At 73.9% G+C, this 20,258-nt stretch carries 16 protein-coding genes and 1 pseudogene; 6 read left to right on the top strand and 11 right to left on the bottom strand.

What is annotated here, in order from left to right:
- The 3 genes from topA to AB7J25_RS19125 all read right to left on the bottom strand — a co-directional run.
- On the bottom strand, positions 1-1,897 hold a 1,897-nt coding region (gene topA, locus AB7J25_RS19135), incomplete at its 3' end, for a type I DNA topoisomerase (protein WP_428510927.1).
- 295 nt (positions 1,898-2,192) lie between these two features.
- Positions 2,193-2,786: a hypothetical protein gene (locus AB7J25_RS19130; protein ID WP_428510919.1), complete on the bottom strand. Its 594-nt coding sequence runs from the start codon at positions 2,784-2,786 to the stop codon at positions 2,193-2,195.
- A gap of 112 nt (positions 2,787-2,898) precedes the next feature.
- Positions 2,899-5,211 carry a sodium-translocating pyrophosphatase gene (locus AB7J25_RS19125; protein ID WP_428510917.1) on the bottom strand — a complete coding sequence of 771 codons (2,313 nt, stop codon included), beginning with the start codon at positions 5,209-5,211 and terminating at the stop codon, positions 2,899-2,901.
- Positions 5,212-5,567: 356 nt separating this feature from the next.
- Here AB7J25_RS19125 and AB7J25_RS19120 point away from each other — a divergent pair, with 356 nt between their 5' ends.
- The gene (locus tag AB7J25_RS19120) at positions 5,568-7,901 is read left to right on the top strand and encodes a DEAD/DEAH box helicase (RefSeq protein WP_428510915.1); all 2,334 of its coding nucleotides are present in this window, start codon (positions 5,568-5,570) and stop codon (positions 7,899-7,901) included.
- A gap of 111 nt (positions 7,902-8,012) precedes the next feature.
- Here AB7J25_RS19120 and AB7J25_RS19115 read toward each other — a convergent pair.
- The 7 genes and pseudogenes from AB7J25_RS19115 to ssd form a co-directional block, all read right to left on the bottom strand.
- A pseudogene (locus tag AB7J25_RS19115) lies at positions 8,013-8,405 on the bottom strand (Rv3654c family TadE-like protein); the annotation flags it as partial.
- Positions 8,402-8,857 carry a TadE family type IV pilus minor pilin gene (locus AB7J25_RS19110; protein ID WP_428510913.1) on the bottom strand — a complete coding sequence of 152 codons (456 nt, stop codon included), beginning with the start codon at positions 8,855-8,857 and terminating at the stop codon, positions 8,402-8,404. The gene AB7J25_RS19110 and the pseudogene AB7J25_RS19115, both read right to left, overlap by 4 nt.
- An 86-nt stretch (positions 8,858-8,943) precedes the next feature.
- Positions 8,944-9,138 carry a DUF4244 domain-containing protein gene (locus AB7J25_RS19105; RefSeq protein ID WP_428510911.1) on the bottom strand — a complete coding sequence of 65 codons (195 nt, stop codon included), beginning with the start codon at positions 9,136-9,138 and terminating at the stop codon, positions 8,944-8,946.
- Positions 9,139-9,165: 27 nt separating this feature from the next.
- Entirely contained in the window at positions 9,166-9,921 is a 756-nt protein-coding gene (locus AB7J25_RS19100) for a type II secretion system F family protein (RefSeq protein WP_428510910.1), read from the bottom strand.
- The gene (locus tag AB7J25_RS19095) at positions 9,918-10,721 is read right to left on the bottom strand and encodes a type II secretion system F family protein (protein ID WP_428510908.1); all 804 of its coding nucleotides are present in this window, start codon (positions 10,719-10,721) and stop codon (positions 9,918-9,920) included. Before AB7J25_RS19095 ends, AB7J25_RS19100 begins: the two co-directional genes overlap by 4 nt.
- On the bottom strand, positions 10,715-11,869 hold the full coding sequence (locus AB7J25_RS19090) for a TadA family conjugal transfer-associated ATPase (RefSeq protein ID WP_428510906.1): 1,155 nt from the start codon (positions 11,867-11,869) through the stop codon (positions 10,715-10,717). The genes AB7J25_RS19095 and AB7J25_RS19090 overlap by 7 nt, the downstream gene beginning before the upstream one ends.
- Positions 11,866-12,972, bottom strand: coding sequence for a septum site-determining protein Ssd (gene ssd, locus AB7J25_RS19085; protein WP_428510904.1), 1,107 nt, complete (start codon positions 12,970-12,972; stop codon positions 11,866-11,868). The genes AB7J25_RS19090 and ssd overlap by 4 nt, the downstream gene beginning before the upstream one ends.
- A 402-nt stretch (positions 12,973-13,374) precedes the next feature.
- Between ssd and AB7J25_RS19080 the strand changes: the two genes are divergently transcribed.
- On the top strand, positions 13,375-14,196 hold the full coding sequence (locus tag AB7J25_RS19080) for an HAD family hydrolase (protein WP_428510902.1): 822 nt from the start codon (positions 13,375-13,377) through the stop codon (positions 14,194-14,196).
- A 403-nt stretch (positions 14,197-14,599) separates the two neighbouring features.
- Here the strand turns inward: AB7J25_RS19080 and AB7J25_RS19075 are convergent, their stop codons facing one another.
- A complete protein-coding gene (locus AB7J25_RS19075; RefSeq protein ID WP_428510900.1) occupies positions 14,600-15,526 on the bottom strand; it encodes an oxidoreductase in 927 nt (308 codons plus the stop codon).
- Positions 15,527-15,781: 255 nt separating this feature from the next.
- On the opposite strand from AB7J25_RS19075, the gene acs reads away from it, so the two are divergent.
- From acs to AB7J25_RS19055, 4 genes are all read left to right on the top strand, one after another.
- Positions 15,782-17,764, top strand: a complete 1,983-nt coding sequence (gene acs, locus AB7J25_RS19070) for an acetate--CoA ligase (RefSeq protein ID WP_428510898.1) — start codon at positions 15,782-15,784, stop codon at positions 17,762-17,764.
- A gap of 94 nt (positions 17,765-17,858) precedes the next feature.
- Positions 17,859-18,281: an alternative ribosome rescue aminoacyl-tRNA hydrolase ArfB gene (arfB, locus tag AB7J25_RS19065; protein ID WP_428510896.1), complete on the top strand. Its 423-nt coding sequence runs from the start codon at positions 17,859-17,861 to the stop codon at positions 18,279-18,281.
- A gap of 508 nt (positions 18,282-18,789) precedes the next feature.
- Positions 18,790-19,296: a phage holin family protein gene (locus AB7J25_RS19060; protein ID WP_428510895.1), complete on the top strand. Its 507-nt coding sequence runs from the start codon at positions 18,790-18,792 to the stop codon at positions 19,294-19,296.
- Positions 19,297-19,304: 8 nt separating this feature from the next.
- Positions 19,305-20,252, top strand: coding sequence for an alpha/beta fold hydrolase (locus AB7J25_RS19055; protein WP_428510893.1), 948 nt, complete (start codon positions 19,305-19,307; stop codon positions 20,250-20,252).
- Positions 20,253-20,258 lie beyond the last annotated feature (6 nt).

Genomic DNA, 20,258 nt, shown 5'->3' with positions numbered 1-20,258 from the left:
CGAACAGCCGGATGGAGTTGATCTCGCGGGCGTCGATCTCCTCCAGGTTCACGCCGACGAGCTTCTTGAGCCCGCCCGCGCGGGCGACGGAGCCGTCGCGCCCCTGGTCGCCGCCGAAGTAGAAGCCCGAGAGCCACGCCGTGCGGGCCTGGTCGCCTGCGGCGATGGCGTCGAGCTCGTCCTCCATCGCGGCGGTGAAGTCGTAGTCGACCAGCCTGCCGAAGTGCGCCTCCAGGAGGCCCACCACGGCGAACGCCACCCATGACGGGACCAGCGCGCTGCCCTTCTTCCAGACGTAGCCGCGGTCCTGGATCGTCTTGATGATCGACGTGTAGGTCGACGGGCGCCCGATGCCCAGCTCTTCCAGCGCCGAGATCAGGCTCGGTTCGGTGAAGCGCGCGGGCGGCTTCGTGGTGTGGCCCTCGGGGTTCAGCTCGGCCGCGGTGACGGCCTGGCCCTGCGCGAGCTCCGGCAGCCGCGACTCGGCGTCGTCCGCCTCCCCGCCCGCCTCGGCGTCGACCGTCTCGACGTAGGCCTTGAGGAAGCCGGGGAACGTGATCGTCCGCCCCGACGACGCGAAGGTGACCTCCTCGCCGGTGCCGGCCGTACCGGTGATGCGCACGCTCATCGTGGTGCCGCGCGCGTCGGCCATCTGCGAGGCCACCGTGCGTTGCCAGATGAGCTCGTAGAGCCGGAAGTCGTCGCCGTCCACCTCACCGGCGATCTGGCCGGGGGTGCGGAACGTCTCCCCGGCGGGCCGGATCGCCTCGTGGGCCTCCTGCGCGTTCTTCACCTTCCGCGTGTACTGGCGCGGCTGCGGCGCCACGTACGCGTCGCCGTACAGCTCGCGGGCCTGGGCGCGGGCAGCCTGGATCGCCACGTCCGAGAGCGTGGTCGAGTCCGTGCGCATGTAGGTGATGTAGCCGTTCTCGTACAGCCGCTGGGCGCTGCGCATCGTGCGCTCGGAGGAGAACCGCAGCTTGCGGCCCGCCTCCTGCTGCAGCGTCGAGGTCATGAAGGGCGCGTACGGGCGGCGCGTGTACGGCTTGGACTCGACGCTGCTCACGGCGAGCTCGCACCCGTCGAGCGTCTCGGCCAGGCGGCGGGCGCTCGCCTCGTCCAGGGCGCGGACGTCCCGGGTCTTCAGCCTGCCGTCCGGGCCGTAGTCGCGGCCCGTCGCGACCTTCACCCCGTCCACGGCGACCAGCCGCGAGGGGAACGTGCGCGGACTCGCATCGGCGCCGGCGTCCATCACCGCGGCGATGTCCCAGTACGACGCCGCCACGAACGCCATCCGCTCGCGCTCGCGCTGCACGATGATCCGCGTCGCCACCGACTGCACCCGGCCCGCCGACAGCTTCGGCATGACCTTCTTCCACAGCACCGGCGAGACCTCGTAGCCGTACAGGCGGTCGAGGATCCGGCGGGTCTCTTGGGCGTCGACCAGGTCCTGGTCCAGGTCGCGCAGGTTCTGCGCCGCCGCACGGATCGCCGGTTCGGTGATCTCGTGGAACACCATCCGCCGCACCGGGATCTTCGGCTTCAGCGTGTCCAGCAGGTGCCAGGCGATGGCCTCGCCCTCACGGTCCGGGTCCGTGGCGAGCAGCAGCTCGTCGACGCTCTTGAGTGCGTCCCTGAGCTCGGAGACCTTGCCCTTCTTCTCGGGGGTCACCACGTAGAGCGGGGTGAACGCGTTGTCTACGTCCACCCCGAGCCGGGCCCACGCCTCGCCCTTGTACTTCGCCGGGACATCGGCGGCTCCCCGGGGCAGGTCGCGGATGTGGCCGACGGACGACTCGACGACGTAGTCCGAGCCCAGGTACGGCGCGATCTTCTTCGCCTTCGTCGGCGACTCGACGATCACCAGCCGCCGCACCGGGCGGCCCGTCCCCGTCACCGCGGGCGGCGTGGCGCGACGGTTGCCGCCGGCTCTGCGCGCGCCGACGGTGCCGTCGGTCTTCGTCGTCGTTCGGGTTGCCACGTGGTCCTACTCCAGAGTGCTGTCGATCATTACGCCCGGTGCTTGGCCGGGCCTCGTGCGGATGGGCCGTTCTCCACAGTCGCACAACCTCGCGTCGCGCCGCATCCATGACGGTGCGGACACGCTGTGCGAGACGAGCGGGAGCGTAACGACCGTGTCAACGGATGCCCGGCCCGCGTGCCGTGACTTCGCCCACGTCGTGCCCCGTTCGTCACCGTGCCGTCCGGCCCCAGCAGCGGGGCCACTGGCCGGGATCCACCCCGGTCGGCGGCGGTCCGACGAGCTCCACCAGACGCTGCATCCGGCGCACCCCACTGATCCGCAACCCGGTCCCCCGTGCGACCCGCGCCGGCGGTAGCCCGAGCCTCGTCAGCGCCGCTACCAGCGGAAGGTGGGTCTGCGGGGCGTGCGTGTCGAGCGCCAGCAGGTACCCGCCCCGCTCGTCCGGACGGCCCGCCGCCAGTGCCCACATGCGCAACACGGCCCCATCCAGATGCATTCCGGGCGGTACGGCCTTCATGGCCCCGCACGTCCACTCGACCGCGAGACCGACGAGGTCGCGGCGGAATGCGGTGCGCATCGCCGTGGTACCGGCCTCGGTGAGGGTCACGGTGAGTTCGACGCCGGCCTCCTGGCCGGCGTGTCGGACGGCGGGAGCCCGCCCCGCGTCCGGCAGGACGATGCTCAGCCGCGCCGTCTCACCGGTCCCGAACCGCACGATCTGGCCGGGCCCGCACAGCAGGCCGGCGAGGTCCGCGAGGCATGCACCCGCGGCCTCGGCCGAGAACAGCGACAGCTGCGACACGATCCGCACGGTAGAACACGCGTTCGATGCGGCCGGACCGGCACGCCGTCCGGATGCGGCGACGGCCGCCCGCCCGGTTCCCCGAACAGGCGGCCGCCGCAGCAGGAGCGGGTCAGCTGACGGAACTCTCCGCCGGCGTGTCCGCGATGGTGGTCGTGCGGCGCTTGGCCACGACGACCGCCGCGACGATGATCGCGGCCGCGACCAGCGCGATCGCGACTCGCACCGGCGTCGACGCGCCCGGGCCGACCGACAGCGCGACGATCGCCGGGGCGATCAGCACCGAGACCAGGTTCATCACCTTGATCAGCGGGTTGATGGCCGGACCAGCGGTGTCCTTGAACGGGTCGCCGACCGTGTCACCGATGATCGTGGCCTCGTGCGCTGGCGAGCCCTTCCCGCCGTGATTGCCGTCCTCGATGAGCTTCTTGCCGTTGTCCCAGGCGCCACCGGAGTTGGCGAGGAAGATCGCCATCAGGGTGCCCGCCGCGATCGCACCGGCGAGGTAGCCCGCGAGCGGGCCGACGCCGAGACCGAAGCCGACGGCGATCGGAGCGAAGATCGCCAGCAGGCCGGGCGTGGCCAGCTCACGCAGCGAGTCGCGGGTGCAGATGTCCACGACGCGGCCGTACTCCGGCTTCTCGGTGTAGTCCATGATCCCGGGCTTCTCGCGGAACTGGCGCCGCACCTCGAACACGATCGCGCCGGCGGCCCGGGTGACGGCGTTGATCGCCAGACCCGAGAACATGAACACGACCGACGCACCGATGATCACACCGACCAGGGTGTTCGGGGAGAACACGGCGAAGGCGAACCCCGTGCCGAGGTCCGCGGCCGTCGCGCCCGCCTCCGCCACTGCCTGGTTGATCGCGTCGCGGTAGGAGCCGAACAGCGCCGTCGCCGCGAGCACGGCGGTGGCGATCGCGATGCCCTTGGTGATGGCCTTCGTGGTGTTGCCCACCGCGTCCAGCTCGGTGAGGATGTCGACCCCGTCGCCCTCGACGTCGCCGGACATCTCGGCGATCCCCTGGGCGTTGTCCGACACCGGACCGAACGTGTCCATGGCGACGATGACGCCGACCGTGGTGAGCAGGCCCGTCCCCGCCAGCGCGACGGCGAACAGCGCCACCGTGATCGACCCGGTGGCCAGCATGAACGCCCCGAACACCGCGGCGCAGATGACGAGCGCGGTGTACACCGCGGACTCGAAACCGATCGAGATGCCGGAGAGGATCACCGTGGCCGGACCCGTGAGCGACGAGCGACCCACGTCGTTGACCGGCTTGTGCTCGGTGCCCGTGAAGTAGCCGGTGAGCCACAGGATGACGCCGGCGAGCACGATCCCGATGATCACCGCCGTCGAGGCCAGCAGGCGGGGGTCCGCCCCGTCCATCGCGGCGACGACGCCGATGTCGGTCGGGTTGAGGAGATCGCGGAACGACGCCGGCAGGTAGGCGTACGCCGCGATGACGCACAGCACCGCCGAGATCAGCGCCGAGAGGTAGAAGCTGCGGTTGATCGCCTTCAGGCCGCCCTCGCCCTCGCGGGCACGCGTGATGTAGACGCCGATGACGGCGGTGAAGACACCGATGGCGGGAACGATCAGCGGGAACAGCAGGCCGTGCAGCCCGAACGCCGCGGTGCCGAGGATGAGCGCCGCGACCAGCATGACCGCGTAGGACTCGAAGAGGTCCGCGGCCATGCCCGCGCAGTCGCCGACGTTGTCGCCGACGTTGTCGGCGATCGTGGCGGCGTTGCGGGGGTCGTCCTCCGGGATGCCCTGCTCGACCTTGCCGACGAGGTCGGCGCCCACGTCGGCGGCCTTCGTGAAGATGCCGCCGCCGACACGCATGAACATCGCCAGCAGGGCCGCGCCGAAGCCGAAGCCCTCCAACACCTTCGGGGCCTGCCCGGCGTAGACCAGCACCACGAGTGCGGCGCCGAACAGGCCGAGGCCGACCGTGAACATGCCGACGACGCCGCCGGTGCGGAACGCGATCCGCGTCGCCTTCTCGCGCCCGCCCGGTTCGCGGGCGGCCGCGGCCACGCGGATGTTCGCCCGCGTGGCGAGCCACATGCCGAGATAGCCGATCGTGGCCGAGAACACGGCACCCACGATGAAGAAGATCGAGCGGCCGATCTTCTCGCTGAGGTCCTCCGCAGGGAGCGCGAAGAGCAGCACGAACACGATGACGACGAAGACGCCGAGCGTGCGGAACTGGCGGTTGAGGTACGCCGCTGCACCTTCCTGGACCCCTCGGCCGATGTCCTGCATCTTCTCGGTGCCCTGGCCGGCGGCCAGCACCTCACGTAGCAGGACGTAACCGATGGCCAGGGCGGCGAGCGCGACCACCGCGACCACGCCGACGACGGCCTGGTCGCTCGCCCCGAGCGTGAGGCCCTGGGCGAGGGTGGACACGGACATCCGTCCTCCTGGTTCGATGTACATGATTATCTTCGCCAGGGAGTCCGGTGGCAGCCCTGGCGTCCCGAGACTTCTGCCCGTCGCCGCTGGTAGGCGCGGCTGACGGGCCGGTGCAGTCTAGGGGTGTGACGAGCCCCGTGGGACGGCGGACCGGCTCTGCCCGGGCCTCCTACCTGCGAATAACGATTGTGTGACGAACGTCTCGACGGTCGGGGCCGGTCGGTTTCGTGCGCTGCCGGGTCGTGGGCCGCGCGGAGCAGAAGACCAACGTGGACGGTCACCCGTGACCGGTACCTCGTGCATCGCAGCCCGGCGACCTCGCCGACACGACGGTGCGTGTGCCAACCTCGGCGCTCGTGGAGGAGGTCGAGGTGGCGGCGACCGGCCGGGGCGAGCTGCTCCTGCGCCGGCTCCTTGCCGGCGCGGGGGAGGACTCCGGCCTGCGCCACGCCGTTCGCATGCCGTCCCGGCCTGCCCGGATCGTGTCCTGGCCGGGATGGGTGCCCGCCACGGTGCGTGAGGCGTTCGAGGCCCGGGGGCTCGTCGCGCCGTGGAGCCACCAGATCGAGGCGGCGGAGCTGGCCCGTGCCGGCCACGACGTCGTCGTCGCCACGGGAACGGCATCGGGCAAGTCCCTGGCCTACCAGCTCCCGGTGCTCGCCCGCTTCGCCGAGGACCCCCGCGCGACGGCGCTCTACCTCGCCCCGACCAAGGCGCTCGCCGCCGACCAGCTCCGTTCGGTGGAGGCGCTGGGCCTGCCCGAGGTGCGGCCGTCGACGCTGGACGGTGACACCCCGACCGACGCTCGCGACTGGGCCCGCCAGTACGCGCGTTGGCTGTTCAGCAACCCGGACATGCTGCACCGCTCGGTGCTGCCCCGGCACGCCCGCTGGGCCCGCTTCCTGCGCAGGCTGCGCTACGTCGTCGTCGACGAGTGCCACGGCTACCGCGGCGTGTTCGGCTCCCACGTCGCGCTGCTGCTGCGGCGGCTGCTGCGGGTGTGCGCCCGCTACGGCTCGGTGCCGACGATCGTGCTCGCCTCCGCGACGATCGCGGATCCCGCGCCGTTCGCGGGGCGACTCACCGGCCGTCCCGTCCGTGCCGTGACCGACGACGGCTCGCCCGATCCGGGGCGGGTCGTCGTCCTCTGGGAGCCGCCCCTGCTGCCCGGATCCGGCGGGGAGAACGGCGCGCCCGTGCGCCGCCCGGCGGGTGCCGAGGCCGCCCGGATGCTCGCCGACCTCGTCGTCGAGGACGCCAGGACGCTCGCGTTCGTGCGTTCGCGGCGGGCCGCCGAGCTCACGGCGATCGGTGCGCAGCGCCTGCTGGCCGACGCCGCCCCCGAGCTCGTGGACCGGGTGGCGGCCTACCGCGGCGGCTACCTGCCCGAGGACCGGCGTGCGCTGGAGGCGGCGCTGCTGTCCGGCGAGCTGGTCGGCGTGGCGACCACGAACGCGCTGGAGCTCGGTATGGACGTCGCGGGGCTCGACGCGGTGGTCGTCGCGGGCTTCCCGGGGACGCGTGCCTCGTTCTGGCAGCAGGCCGGGCGGGCCGGGCGAGCCCGGGAGGAGGCGCTGGTCGTGCTCGTCGCGCGCGACGACCCGATGGACACCTACCTCGTCCACCATCCCGGTGCGCTCATCGGGGCGCCGGTGGAGGGGTGCGTGCTCGACCCGGCGAACCCGTACGTGCTGGCCCCGCACCTCGCCTGTGCCGCCGCCGAGCTTCCGCTGACCCGCGCCGACGTCGACGGCGTCTTCGGCGGACCACCCGCGGCGGCCGTGCTCGACGACCTCGTCGCCGACGGGGTGCTGCGCCTCAGGCCGACCGGCTGGTTCTGGCCGTCCACGCAGGACCGGCCCGCGGGTTCGGTCGACATCCGGGGCTCCGGCCTCGGCCAGGTGGCGATCGTCGAGGCGGCCACGGGCCGCATGCTCGGGACCGTCGACGCGGCCTCGGCGCCGGCGACCGTGCACGAGGGCGCGGTGCACCTGCACCGCGGAGAGAGCTACCTCGTCGATTCCCTCGACCTCGACACCGGGGTCGCGCTCGTCGTCGCCGCCGACCCGGACTGGCGCACCGAGGCCCGTTCGACGGCGGACGTCGAGGTGGTGCGCGTTCTCCGCGAGCAGACCTCCGGCCCGGTGCGGGTCTCGTTCGGCGAGGTCACCGTGTGCTCGCAGGTGGTGGCCTACCAGCGGCGGACCGCGGACGGCACCGTGCTGGAGACCGTGCCGCTCGACCTGCCCGAGCAGACGCTGCGCACCCGTTCGGTCTGGTACGACGTGGACGAGGCGGCCCTCGCCGCGGCGGGCGTGCCCACCGCCCGCGTGCCCGGGGCGCTGCACGCCGCCGAGCACGCCGCCATCGGGCTGCTCCCGCTGTTCGCGGTGTGCGACCGGTGGGACATCGGCGGGATGTCCACCGCCGAGCACCCCCACACCGGACGGCCCACCGTCTTCGTGCACGACGGCCACCCCGGCGGGGCCGGGTTCGCCGAACGGGGCCATGCGGTGCTCGGGCAGTGGCTCGACGCGACACGGTCCGCCATCGCGGACTGCGAGTGCGCGACGGGCTGCCCGTCCTGCGTGCAGTCGCCGAAGTGTGGCAACGGCAACGCGCCCTTGGACAAGCAGGGTGCGGTGCTCGTGCTGGACGTTCTGCTCGGTGCGCTGGCCGCGCAGGGATAGTCGGGGCCGGACCCCACGCAGCGTCGGGCGGCGCCGCAAGCTCGGATGCGGGGGTGTCGGACGCGGGGGTGTCGGACGCGGGAGGGGCCGCCTTCCTGCGGGCCCGGCCCGGGCGCGTCCCGTGGCGGGACCGGTGACCACGACAGGGAGCGGGGGATCGACGCTCACCTCGACCAGCGCGTCCCAACCGACCAGCCGGCAGGCGACCAGCCGCCCCCGCATGCCATCGACGATCCGGCGCGCTCGTGCGCAAGCACCCTCCTCGCCATGGACGGCGTGGGTCGCGGCGGCGAGCGCGGCGAGGTCCGCTGCGGCCGCGGCCCGGTGACGCGCCGCGATCGTCGTGGCGAGGTCGAGGCCGACGAGCACGATCGACACGATCGCGGCGACGGCGATCGCGGCCCAGATGGTGGCGCCACCGGCGTCCCCGTCCCGCCCGGTCCGGTGCTGCTCGATGCCGTCCTGCTCGACGCTGTAATTCTCGACGCCGAAGGGCGGTATCACCGGTCCTCCGCGGTTCGCACCCCGGTACCCGCCGCTGCGCCTGGCGGGACTCCGGCGCCCGTGGTGGGCGACGCTCCCCCGGCGCTCGGCGCCGGTCCGTCGCCCGGGTGGACCGGTGCCACCGCGCCCGCCTCGACGGCAAGCGCACCGGGTTCCAGCACCCCCACCGCGGACGCCGCGACCCGGACGGGCAGCAGCGTCGACGGTGCCGCGGCGACGCGTCCGACGGCCTCGTCCCCGCTGATCTGCAGCTCGATCTGGGCACCCGCCGGGGCCAGCCGGGCCGCGATCTCCCGGCCGCGGTCCGGCTCCCCCCGCACGGCCAGGCGCACGAGCTCGCGGGCCGCGTCCGTGCAGCGGACCGACGCCGCCGCCAGCGCGACCGCGGCCACCGCCAGCACCGTGACGAGGACGAGGCCGCCGAGGGCGATGGCCGCCTCGACCGTCACCATCCCGGCGTCGTCGGGTGCCCTACCGGGATCGTCTGCCGCGCGTCCCGCGGACGGCAGCCGCACCGGACGCGGGACGCGCGGCCCCATCAGAACGACACCGACAGCGCGCGCTGCACGATCTGGGTCAGCCCCGACACGACACTGTCGCCACTGACGACGGCGTAGAGCACCGCCGCGAAGGCCGCGGCGGCCACGGTGCCCACGGCATATTCGACGGTTGACATACCTGTGTCGTCGTCCAGGACGCGCGGTGGCCGGAGGCGCTGGAGCAGGGTGGACATCGGATCTCCTTTCGTCGGGCACGGCGCTCACCACCGTGCGAGTGCCTCGCTCGCCAGGCCGATGACGACCGGGGCGATGCCGAGGACGAGGAAGGCCGGGAGGAAGCACAGGCCGAGCGGACCGGCGATCAGCACCGCCGCCCGCTGCGCCCGGGCCTCCGCGGCGTCGAGCAGCACCGAGCGGACGCGCTCGGCCTCGGCCCGGGCCACCTGGGCGAGGGCGGCACCGGTGCCGGCCGACCTGCCCGCGGCGCGGGCGAACGTCGCCAGGGCCGGGCGGTGCTCGATCCCGCGCCACGCAGTCGCCGGGTCGGCGCCCAGCGCCAGCAGGCCCGCGACGCGGCGCAGGCGCTCGCCGGTATCGCCGTCCAGGCCGGCAGCGGATGCGGCCACGGCGGTGGCGACCGGCAGCCCGGCCTGCAGGCACACCGCCAGCAGCTCCCACGCGGCGGCCAGCGCCGCCGGGTCGGTGTCCTGCTGGACGCGCGCGGCGCGGCGCAGCGCCCAGCCGCCGGCAGCGGCGGCGACCGCCCCGACCACCGCCCCGGGCGGCCCGCCGCCCGCCGCCCACGCGAGGGCGGCGACAGCGCACACCGCGACGGCGATCCACACGGGACGCACGACTGCGACGCCCGAGGCCGCGGCGTCGTCCGCGGTGCGCAAGCCCAGCCTCCCGGTGCTCCGGCCGCCCGCCAGCACCAGCGCACCGGCGAGCGCCAGCGGCGCGGCGGGGTGCAGGGCGGGCAGGCTGGCCGCCAGCTCCCACGGAGCGGACGTGGTCATGACCGCACCGCTGCGCGCAGGATCCGGTCGCACCACGTGAAGCCCGCCGCGGCGAGCCCGACCCCGGCGACCAGCAGTGACTGGCCGAGCGCTCCGTCGCGCAGGACGCCGACCGGGTCCGCCCCCAGCAGCTGCCCGAGCAGCAGCCCGAGCCCCGGCAGGACGGTGAGCACCACGGCCGTCGCACGCGGGCCGGCAAGCTGGGCCTGCACTCTCCGCGCATGGCCGACCCGCCAGGCGATGTCGCTGCGGGCGCGGTCGAGCAGGTCGGCCAGCGGGACACCGTGACGTTCGGCCAGCGACCACGAACCGGCGATGCCCAGCAGGTCTCCGGCCACCTCCGGACGCTGAGCCGCGACCCGCCGCAGCGCGCGGGGGACGTCGTCACCCAGCCGTGCGGCGGCCGCGGCGTCCGCCAGCACCGCGGCTGCCCACGGGCCGTCGCCGCGCGCGCCGTCGAGTGCGGCCGCCGGGTGCGCGCCCGCTCGCAGCTCGTCCGTGATCCGGCGCAACGCGTCGGCGACCTCGCCCGAGGTGGCGGTGGCAGCGGCCTCGACGTTGCGGGCGTACCGCCGCCTGCGGACGACCACGACGAGCACCGCGGCGGCGATCAGCCCCCCGGTACCGGCGGTGATGAACCCGGCTCCCCCCGCCGCCACCACCCAGGCCGCGGTGGGGAGGTGCCGCCGATGGCGTGCACGCCGGGCCCGGTCGCCGAGCCCGCGGAGGCGCTGGGGTGCGGTGGGCCCCGGCAGGCATGTGAGCGCCAGCGCGAGGCACAGCCCCGCTGTGCTCACCACGGCGGGTTCACCCCTCGCTCGGCCAGCAGCTCACCGAGCAGCGGCCGGGACTCGCCCCAGCCGCATGCCTCGCTCCACACCCGACGGACCACGACCGTCGCTGCCTCGCGCACCGGGACGCCGACGACGTCCAGCACGCGCACTCCATCCGGCCTGCGCCGCATGTGCAGCACCACCTGGACCGCCGCCGCGAGCTGGCTGTGCAACGCGGCGCGGTCCAGGCCACCGGTGGCGGCGAGTGCCTCCAGCCGGGCGGGAACCTCGCGCGCGGAGTTCGCGTGCACCGTCCCCGCGCCGCCGTCGTGGCCGGTGTTGAGCGCGGAGAGCAGCTCGCACACCTCCGCGCCGCGCACCTCGCCGACGACGAGCCGGTCCGGCCGCATTCGCAGGGCTTGCCGGACGAGATCGCGCAGGACGACCCCGCCCGCACCCTCGATGTTCGCCGGCCGGGACACCAGCCGGACGACGTGCGGATGGCGAGGGGCGAGTTCCTGGGCGTCCTCGACGCAGATGATCCGCTCCCGCGGATCGGCCCCGCTGAGCATGGCACTGAGGATCGTGGTCTTCCCCGAGCCGGTACCGCCGGACACGAGGAAGGCGAGCCGGGCGGCGAGCACGGCGCGCAGGAGGGCCTCGCCGGCCGCGTCCACGGTGCCGAGGCGGTGCAGGGCGGCCAGGTCGTGCGCCGCGGGTCGCAGGACTCGCAGCGACAGGCACGTGCCGTCCGCAGCGACGGGCGGGAGTACCGCGTGCAGCCGGACGCCCGCGTCGGCGAGCCACCCGTCGACGTACGGGCTTGCGTCATCGAGCCTGCGACCAGCGTTGAGAGCGAGGCGCTGCGCGAGGCGCCGCACCGCGGCCTCGTCGTCGAACCGGACCCCGGCAGGTTCGAGACCGCGGCCGCGATCCACCCACACCGCACGCGGGCCGCAGACCAGCACATCCGTGGTGCGTGGATCGCGCAGCAGCTCGTCCAGCGGCCCTGCACCGACGAACTCCTGGCGGAGCACCCGCAAGGCCGCGAGCACGTCCCGATCGGAGGCCAGCCCGCCGGACTCCGCGCGGACCGCGGCCGCGACCGCGGCCGGGTCCGTGGCGCCCCCGTCGGCCGCCAGGCGGGTGCGCACGCGGTCGACCAGCCCGTTCACGAGGCACTCCGCGCGACGGCGGACGGCCCACGCAGCGCCGCAAGCACCTCGTCCGCGGCAGCGGCGAGGGGGCTGCCCGGACGCCCCGGGGCGCTGCCGCGTTCGAGCGAGCGGGCGATCTCGGGGTCCGCCCGCATCGCGGCGAGCAGCGGCAGGCCGACCGCCTTGGCCACCTCGTCCGGCTCGATCCCGCCGGGCGCAGGCCCGCGGACGACGAGTCGGACCGTCGACGTGTGGTCCGCCAGCAGCGTGGCCACCTGAGCTCCGGCCGCCGCGGAACGGACGTCGGCCGGAACGACGAGGACCGTGAGATCGGCGCTGGCCAGCACGGTGGCGGCCGCTTCGGTCGGATGCCGCGGCAGGTCGCACACGACGATCTCCCCGGCACGGCGTCCGGCCGCGACGACGGACGCGACCGACGCCGCGGCCGGCTCGTGCCGGACCCGGCCGCACGAGAGCATCCGCAGACCGCCCGCGCCGGGGACGGCGGGGGCGGGAAGGGCCGCACGCAGCGCCGACGCCCCGATGCGTCCGCCTCCGATCGCGAGGCCGGGCCAGCGCAGCCCGCCGAGATCCTCCGCACCGAGCACGAGATCGAGCCCGCCCCCGAGCGGATCACAGTCCACCAGCAACACCTGCTCGCCTTCGCGGACCGCGGCGACGGCCACGGCAGCGGCGAGGACCGACGCCCCGGCGCCGCCGCGGCCGCCGACGACCGCGAGGACCGCGCCACCGGACCGGGATCCCTCCGCCGCATCGGCGAACACGTCGACCAGCCAGGGCTCCGCCTGCGGCAGCGACACCACGTGATCGGCCCCGACCGCGACCGCGAGCCGCCACACGGCCGGATCGGGCTCGCCCCGCACGGCGATCAGGACGCCGTCGCGACGGGGCAGGCGCCCGGCCACGCACTGCCGAGCCGCCGCGACGTCGAGCACCACCAGCGGCGCCTGCCCCCAGAACCGCCGCGCCTGCGCCGCGTCGACGGCGCGCTGGACCTCACACCCGGCCGCCGCCGCCAGCCGCAGGAGGCCGTCGAGCAGTTCGGCGTCCGAGCAGATGACGAGCCCTCGTCCCGCACCGTCCACACCGTCTCCCCCCATCGGGCCCGCGTGGCGCGGGCCGACCGGGATCCAGAGTGGAGGGCGCGAGGGCTCCGTGACCGACGAGTTCCGAACCTGTGGACAACTCACGACGAGGTGGACAACTCGGGGCTCGGCGGGGCCGGATCGGCGGAACTGTCGGTGTCCCGCGGCACCGTGACGGCATGCATGACGAGTGCGGCCACGAGAGCGAGGACGGCCCCCGCCAGGGGGGATTGGCGGGGGCCGTCGTCGGTTCAGCTCCGGGGGGTCGAGCTGAACCTGCCCCGGACGAATCCGGGCCTTTACCACTGTATCCCCTGACCGGCCCGCCTGCCTGCCTCTGGACGGGGCATCTGGACTGGTCCCGGTCGGCCGTACCGAACCCGGTCGGCGGTGTGCCTTCTGGCAAGCTGCTGCGCCGTGCCCCCGCAGCCGCCGCCCGCCGATGGCGGCCGCCCTTGTCGCGCCGCGTTCTTCGATCTGGACAAGACGATCATCGCGGGCTCCAGCGCACTGGCCTTCAGCACCCCGTTCCGTCGCCGGGGTCTGATCAGTCGCCGGGCGGCGCTGCGCAGCGCGTACACGCAGCTGCTGCTCCTCGCATCCGGTGCCGACGCGACGACGATGGAGGTGCTGCGGCAGCGGATCAGCGCGCTGTGCACCGGGTGGGAGGTGGCCCGCGTCCGCGGCATCGTGGCCGAGACGATCCACGAGATCGTCGAGCCGCTGGTCTATGCGGAGGCGGCCGAGCTGATCGCGGAGCACCGTGCGGCAGGCGACGAGATCGTCGTGCTGTCGGCGTCGGGCTCGGAGGTGGTCGAGCCGATCGCCGCGCTGATCGGCGCGGACCACTGCATCAGCACGCGGATGGCGGTCCGGGAAGGCCGCTACACCGGCGAGATCGAGTACTACTGCTACGGCGAGCAGAAGGCGGATGCGGCCCGCGAGATCGCCGCGGCACGCGGCTACCGGCTGGCCGACTGCCGCGCCTACTCCGACTCGATCACGGACCTGCCGCTGCTCGAGCTTGTCGGCCATCCGACGGTCGTCAACCCGGATCGTGCGCTGCGTCGCGAGGCGCTCGCGCGCGGTTGGTCGGTCCTGACGTTCGCGCACCCGGTGCCGCTGCGGGCCCGCATCCCACCCGTTGCGACCACCGCGGCGGCAGGTCTGGGAGTGGTGGCGATCCTCGGTGCGAGCTGGTTCGGACGCAGGAGGCTGCGTCGCCGAGCCGGCGCCTGATCACGCCCGCTACCTGGTGCGACCACGCAGCGTCGCCGATCTGGGTGATGCACCGCCGAGATCGACACGGCCCGTGCCTGAACCGGTGCACCCTGGGCAAGCCCTTGCTGTGCTCCAGGTCACCGGCTAGAAAAGGGGTACGGACTCCTGGACGGCCAGGGGCGGTGCGGAGGAGAAGCACCCGTCCTCCCCGATCAGGGCTCCGTGCGCGAAAGCCGGGCACTCCACGCACAGCACGCCGCGGGAGGCATGTCGTCGTGGGCCTGCGCACCGGGACGCCGGGCGCCGAGGCCACAACCACGACACGTAGTGCACGCCTGGATCCCGGATTTTCGCGCGAAGGCGGGCGGTGCTTCCGGTGTCGGAAGCGCCGCCCGTCTTCTGCGACCTGGTTCGCCATGGTTCAGCCACGTGCCGCGGCGATCGAGATCCCTTCGCGGGCTCCGGCCTCCCATTGAGCACAGCAGTGCAGAAGCCACTCCGTCAGCCCCTCACGCGTACCGCTGGCGAAGCCCTGCGCCGCGCGGCGGTAGTCGGCCGCGCGGCGCAGGTGACCGACCTCAGGAACGGCGAGGCCTTTCGGATCGAGCCCGGCGGCGATCGCCGCCAGTCGGGCCGCAGCGCGCGCCACCACCCCGTTGGCCGTGGGGAAGGGGGTGAGCGCGAGCAACTCGCCATGGACGACCGCGACGAGAACGGGCGCGGGTACGGACGTGCCCCCCGTGACGAGGTCGGCGAGCAGGGAGAGCCGGGCGGAGGTCTCGGCGGAGCCGCTTGGGCGGCCCAACGCGGAGGTCGCGGCGCCCGTGGCGGCCCGGTCGGGAGCCGCGACGGGTGTCGGGCCATCGGGTGTCCCACCATCGGGTGCCCTGCCGGCGGGTGCCCTGCCGGCGGGTGCCCTGCCGCCGGATGCTGGAGCACTCGATGCCCGGCCCTCGCGAGCACCGTCTGCGGGATCGGCGAGCGGGCTGCCGGGTGCGCGCGGCACGAGGTCCGCGGCGGCGACCACGTGCAGCCGGGCGAGCGCCTGCAACGGCGCGGTCCGCCAGACGCCCAGCAGCCGCCCAAGCTCCTCGGCGGCCCGGACCGCCCCGGCGAGCACCGGATCGGTGACGACGTCCGCGGGCGACGGGTCCAGCGTCGCGCCGTCCAGCGCGGCGGAGGCGCGGGCCGCACGCAAGCCCGCCTCGGCCGCGGTCGCCGGCCAACCCCGCCTGTTGACGGGGTGGTTGTGCACGGCGACGACGGCGTCGCGGGCGCGGGCCACCGCATCGGCGACGCCCGGGAGCTCGACGAGCGGGGCAAGGGGATCGGTCGCGGCGCGGGCCATCACGTCATCGTCGCAAGGCCGCCGCGAGCTGCGACGACGGGTCGTCGCGCACCCCGGATCCGGACGCGTGGCGGACGCGCGGGTCGGGTACCCGTTCGTCCGCCGCCGGTCGACCGCTCGTCCACCGGGTATCGGGCCGGATCCCGACCTGGCCAGACGACGGGTGCACGAGGGCACGCTGGGCACTAGTTTTCACCAAGGACGAGGTCGCCGGACGTCGACGTCCGGCCGGCGAACACCCAGGAGGCAAGGGATATGGCCGATAGCGGATCGAGTTCGACCCTGAGCAACCTCTCGACCGAGAGCCGCAGCTTCCCGCCGAGCGAGGAGTTCGCGGCGCAGGCGAACGCCACCGCCGAGTGGTACGACCGCGCGGCGGCGGATCGCGAGGGCTTCTGGGCCGAGCAGGCCGATCGGCTGCACTGGCACCAGAAGTGGGACCGCGTGCTGGACTGGCAGCCGCCGTTCGCCAAGTGGTTCGTCGGGGGCAGGCTCAACGTCGCCTACAACTGCGTGGACCGCCACGTCGCGGACGGGCACGGCGACCAGGTGGCCTTCCACTGGGAGGGCGAGCCGGGCGACTCCCGAACGATCACCTACGCCGACCTCAAGCGCGAAGTCTGCAGGACGGCGAACGCGCTGCAGGAGCTTGGCGTGGGCGCGGGCGACCGGGTCGCGATCCAGCTGCCGATGATCCCCGAGGCAGTGTTCTCGATGCTCGCGTGCGCGCGGCTCGGAGCGATGCACAGCGTGGTCTTCGGCGGATTCTCCCCGAGCGCGCTGAAGGCCCGCATCGAGGACGCCGAGTGCAAGCTGCTCATCACCTCGGACGGCCAGTTCCGTCGAGGGAAGCCCGCTCCGATGAAGGAGAACACCGACCAGGCCGTCGCGGAGACGCCGACGGTCCAGAACGTCCTGGTCGTCAAGCGCACCCAGACCGACGTGCCCTGGACCGAGGGCCGTGACGTCTGGTGGCACGAGATCGTCGACAGGCAGTCCGACGAGCACGAGGCCGAGGCCTTCGACGCCGAGAACCCGTTGTTCATCCTCTACACGTCGGGAACGACCGGGAAGCCGAAGGGCATCCTGCACACCTCGGGCGGCTTCCTCGCCCAGGCCGCGTACACCCACAACGTCGTCTTCGACCACAAGCCCGGCGAGAGCGTCTACTGGTGCACCGCCGACATCGGCTGGGTCACCGGACACAGCTACATCGTCTACGGGCCGCTCGCGAACCGTGCCACATCGGTGATGTACGAGGGCACTCCGAACACGCCGCACGAGGGCCGGCACTGGGAGATCATCCAGAAGTACGGGGTCACGATCTACTACACCGCACCCACGCTGATCCGCACGTTCATGAAGTGGGGCAAGGAGATCCCCGAGAAGTACGACCTCTCCTCGCTGAAGGTGCTCGGCAGCGTGGGTGAGCCGATCAACCCCGAGGCCTGGATGTGGTACCGGGAGAACGTCGGTGGCAGCCGCTGCCCGATCGTCGACACGTGGTGGCAGACGGAGACGGGCGCGATCATGATCTCCCCGCTGCCGGGGGTCACCGCGTGCAAGCCGGGATCGGCGATGCGCCCGCTGCCCGGCATTGCGGCGACGGTGGTCGACGAGGGCGGCACCCCGGTCGGGCGCGGCGAGGGTGGCTACCTGGTGCTGGACCAGCCGTGGCCGTCGATGCTGCGCGGCATCTGGGGCGACGAGGAGCGGTACAAGGACACCTACTGGTCGCGCTTCGCCGAGCAGGGCTACTACTTCGCGGGCGACGGCGCGAAGTACGACGAGGACGGGGCCATCTGGCTGCTCGGCCGCGTGGACGACGTCATGAACGTCTCCGGTCACCGGATCTCCACCACCGAGGTCGAGTCGGCGCTGGTCAGCCACCCGACGGTGGCGGAGGCGGCCGTCGTGGGCGCGTCGGACCCGACCACGGGGCAGGGCATCGTCGCGTTCGTCATCCTGCGGGGCAACGTCGCGCAGGACGAAGCGAAGGGCGCCGACGCGATCAAGGCGCTGCGCGACCACGTGTCGAAGGAGATCGGCCCGATCGCCAAGCCGCGCCAGATCATGGTCGTGGACGAGCTGCCCAAGACCCGCTCCGGGAAGATCATGAGGCGGCTCCTGCGGGACGTCGCGGAGAACCGCGAGGTCGGCGACGTCACCACGCTGGCGGACTCGTCGGTGATGAACCTGATCTCCACCGGCCTGAAGGAGGGCAAGAGCGAGGACTGATCGCCCCGGCCCGGCCGCACGGGCGGGGCGAGGCCGGACGCCTCGTGGCGAGCGGCGGGGCGAAGGTGACGGCGGCGTGCGGCAGGCTGGTCCGGTGACCGACCTGCTCGTGCGCCGCGGCCTCGTGCTCCCTGAACGGGAGCTGCGGTGGCGGTTCTCGCGCTCGTCGGGGCCGGGCGGGCAGGGCGTGAACACGGCCGACTCGCGGGTGGAGCTGTCGTTCGACGTCGCCGGGTCGCCGTCGATGCCCGAGGAACTGCGGGAGCGTGCGCTGCGCCGGTTGCGCTCGCGGCTGAGCGACGGCGTGCTCACGGTCGTGGCTTCGGAACACCGTGGTCAGCTGCGCAACCGCGAGGCGGCTCGGGAGCGACTGGCGGCCGTCCTGCGGGCGGCGACGGAGCCCGAGCCGCCGGCGCGGCGGCCGACCCGGCCGTCCGCGGCGTCAAAGCGGCGGCGCCTCGACGCGAAGGCCCGCCGGGGGGCGGTGAAGCGGTTGCGGGGGCGGCCGGAGGAGTGAGCTGGGCGCGGCCTCGGCGCGGCGCGCACCCGGGTGGCGCACCCGGGGTGGCGCGTTCCCGGCGCGGCTTCGACGTGGCGCGTACCCCGGGGCGGCGCGTACCCCGGGGCGGCGCGTACCCCGGGGCGGCGCGTACCGGGGCGGCGCGGCCTCGGGAGCGGTGGCGCGGCCCCAGGGCGGTGGCATCGTCCTTCGGGCGGTCGCACACACCTTCTGGTGGTAGCACACACCGTCGACGGTGTGTGTGAGCACCACGGGATGTGTGCGAGCACCACGGGATTTGTGCGAGCGCCGCGGGGTGTGTGTGAGCGCCGCGGGGTGTGTGCGGTCGTCTGGTGCGCGCCGGCCGGGCGGAACGCGCCCGCACGCAACGGCCTGGCTGGCCGAAACGCGCGGACCGCACGCAACGGGCCCAACCCCGCGACCAGGTCTGCGCGTGCCTGACCACGCACGCCCAGCCGACCCGTGGAAGGATGCGGCCGATCACTCGACGTGAGGGAGGTCCGTGGTGACCCATCCGACCGGCTCGGGCAGCGCGGAGGTACCGCCCGTGCTGCCCTCGATCCCGCTGACGCCCGAACGGCCCGTTCCGGCGAGCGAGCAGTCGATCGGCATGCTCGTCCGCGACGTCACCACCCAGGTGTCGCAGCTGGTGCGCTCCGAGGTGGAGCTCGCGAAGGCCGAGGTCACCCAGGAGGTGAAGAAGGGCGTCCAGGGCAGCATCTTCTTCATCGTCGCCCTGGTGATCCTGCTGTTCAGCCTGTTCTTCTTCTTCACCGCGCTGGCCGAGCTCCTGGTGAACCTCGGCCTGTACAGCTCGGCGGCCTACGCCATCGTGTTCGGGTTCATGGTGCTGCTGGCGGGGCTCGCCGGGCTGATCGGCTACCTGCGCGTGCGCAAGATCCGCAAGCCCGAGCGGACGATCGAGTCGCTGAAGGCGTCGGCCGAGATCCTCTCGGCGCGCGGTCGCCCGCAGGCGGAGCTGGACGCCGCGCAGCGCAACGGCTCGCACTGACGCAGACCGTGCGGCCCCCCGCCGGGCCGGGCCCCGCGGAGATCCGCGTCCCGGGGCCGTGGCACCACCGCGCGGTGTCGGCCAACGGCGTGCGCTTGCACGTCGCCGAGCTGGGCTCGGGCCCGCTGGTGGTGCTGCTGCACGGCTTCCCGGAGTTCTGGTGGGCCTGGCGCCACCAGCTGACCGGGCTCGCCGCAGCCGGGTTCCGGGTGGCAGCGGCCGACCTGCGCGGCTACGGCGACTCGGACAAGCCTCCACGCGGCTACGACCTGTGGACGCTGGCCGGGGACGTCGCGGGGCTCGTCCGGGCGCTGGGCGAGCGGTCCGCGCACGTCGTGGGGCACGGCTGGGGCGGCCTGATCGGGTGGACGGTGGCGACGCTGCACCCGCGTCTCGTGGCATCGCTCGTCGTGCTCGACGCGCCGCACCCGCTCGCCGTCCGGAGCCGGATCATGCGCGATCCGCGGGGCCAGGGCCGGGCCACGCTGGGCTACGCGGCGGGATTCCAGGTGCCCCGTTGGCCGGAACGCTCGCTCACGGCGGACGGCGGGGCGCGGGTGGAGCGGATCATGCGGCGGTGGTCCGGCCCGACGTGGCCGGGGACGCCGGAATTCGCCGAGGCCGCGCACCGCAACCGGCGCGCGATCCAGGTGCCGGGGACGGCGCACTGCGCCCTCGAGTACCACCGGTGGGCCGCACGCTCCCAGGTGCGTGCCGAAGGCCGCCGGTTCGCCGCGGCGATGGCCGATCCCGTCCGGGTGCCGGTACTGCGGGTGCACGGCGAGGTCGACCCGTGCATCCTGCTCGCAACGGCCGAGGCTTCGGCCCGCTGGGCAGGGGACGGCCCGCTGCGGGTGCTGCCGGGGATCGGGCACTTCCCCCACGAGGAGGATCCGGCCGCGACCACGGCGCTGCTGGCGGAGTTCCTCGGGACTGACCGGCCGCCGTCCTCCTGACGTGCG

Source organism: Pseudonocardia sp., from assembly GCF_050246655.1.
In the GTDB taxonomy this organism is placed as follows: Bacteria; Actinomycetota; Actinomycetes; order Mycobacteriales; family Pseudonocardiaceae; genus Pseudonocardia.
Note: the sequence above shows the minus strand (reverse complement) of the source record. Positions and strands in the feature narration are given on the sequence as shown.

Excerpts from the sequence above, each read along its gene's own strand:
- AB7J25_RS19125 (WP_428510917.1), bottom strand. The coding sequence starts at position 5,211 with ATGTCCGTGTCCACCCTCGCCCAGGGCCTCACGCTCGGGGCGAGCGAC.
- AB7J25_RS19110 (WP_428510913.1), bottom strand. The coding sequence starts at position 8,857 with ATGGTGACGGTCGAGGCGGCCATCGCCCTCGGCGGCCTCGTCCTCGTC.
- AB7J25_RS19105 (WP_428510911.1), bottom strand. The coding sequence starts at position 9,138 with ATGTCCACCCTGCTCCAGCGCCTCCGGCCACCGCGCGTCCTGGACGAC.
- AB7J25_RS19100 (WP_428510910.1), bottom strand. The coding sequence starts at position 9,921 with ATGACCACGTCCGCTCCGTGGGAGCTGGCGGCCAGCCTGCCCGCCCTG.
- ssd (WP_428510904.1), bottom strand. The coding sequence starts at position 12,972 with ATGGGGGGAGACGGTGTGGACGGTGCGGGACGAGGGCTCGTCATCTGC.
- AB7J25_RS19075 (WP_428510900.1), bottom strand. The coding sequence starts at position 15,526 with ATGGCCCGCGCCGCGACCGATCCCCTTGCCCCGCTCGTCGAGCTCCCG.
- acs (WP_428510898.1), top strand. The coding sequence starts at position 15,782 with ATGGCCGATAGCGGATCGAGTTCGACCCTGAGCAACCTCTCGACCGAG.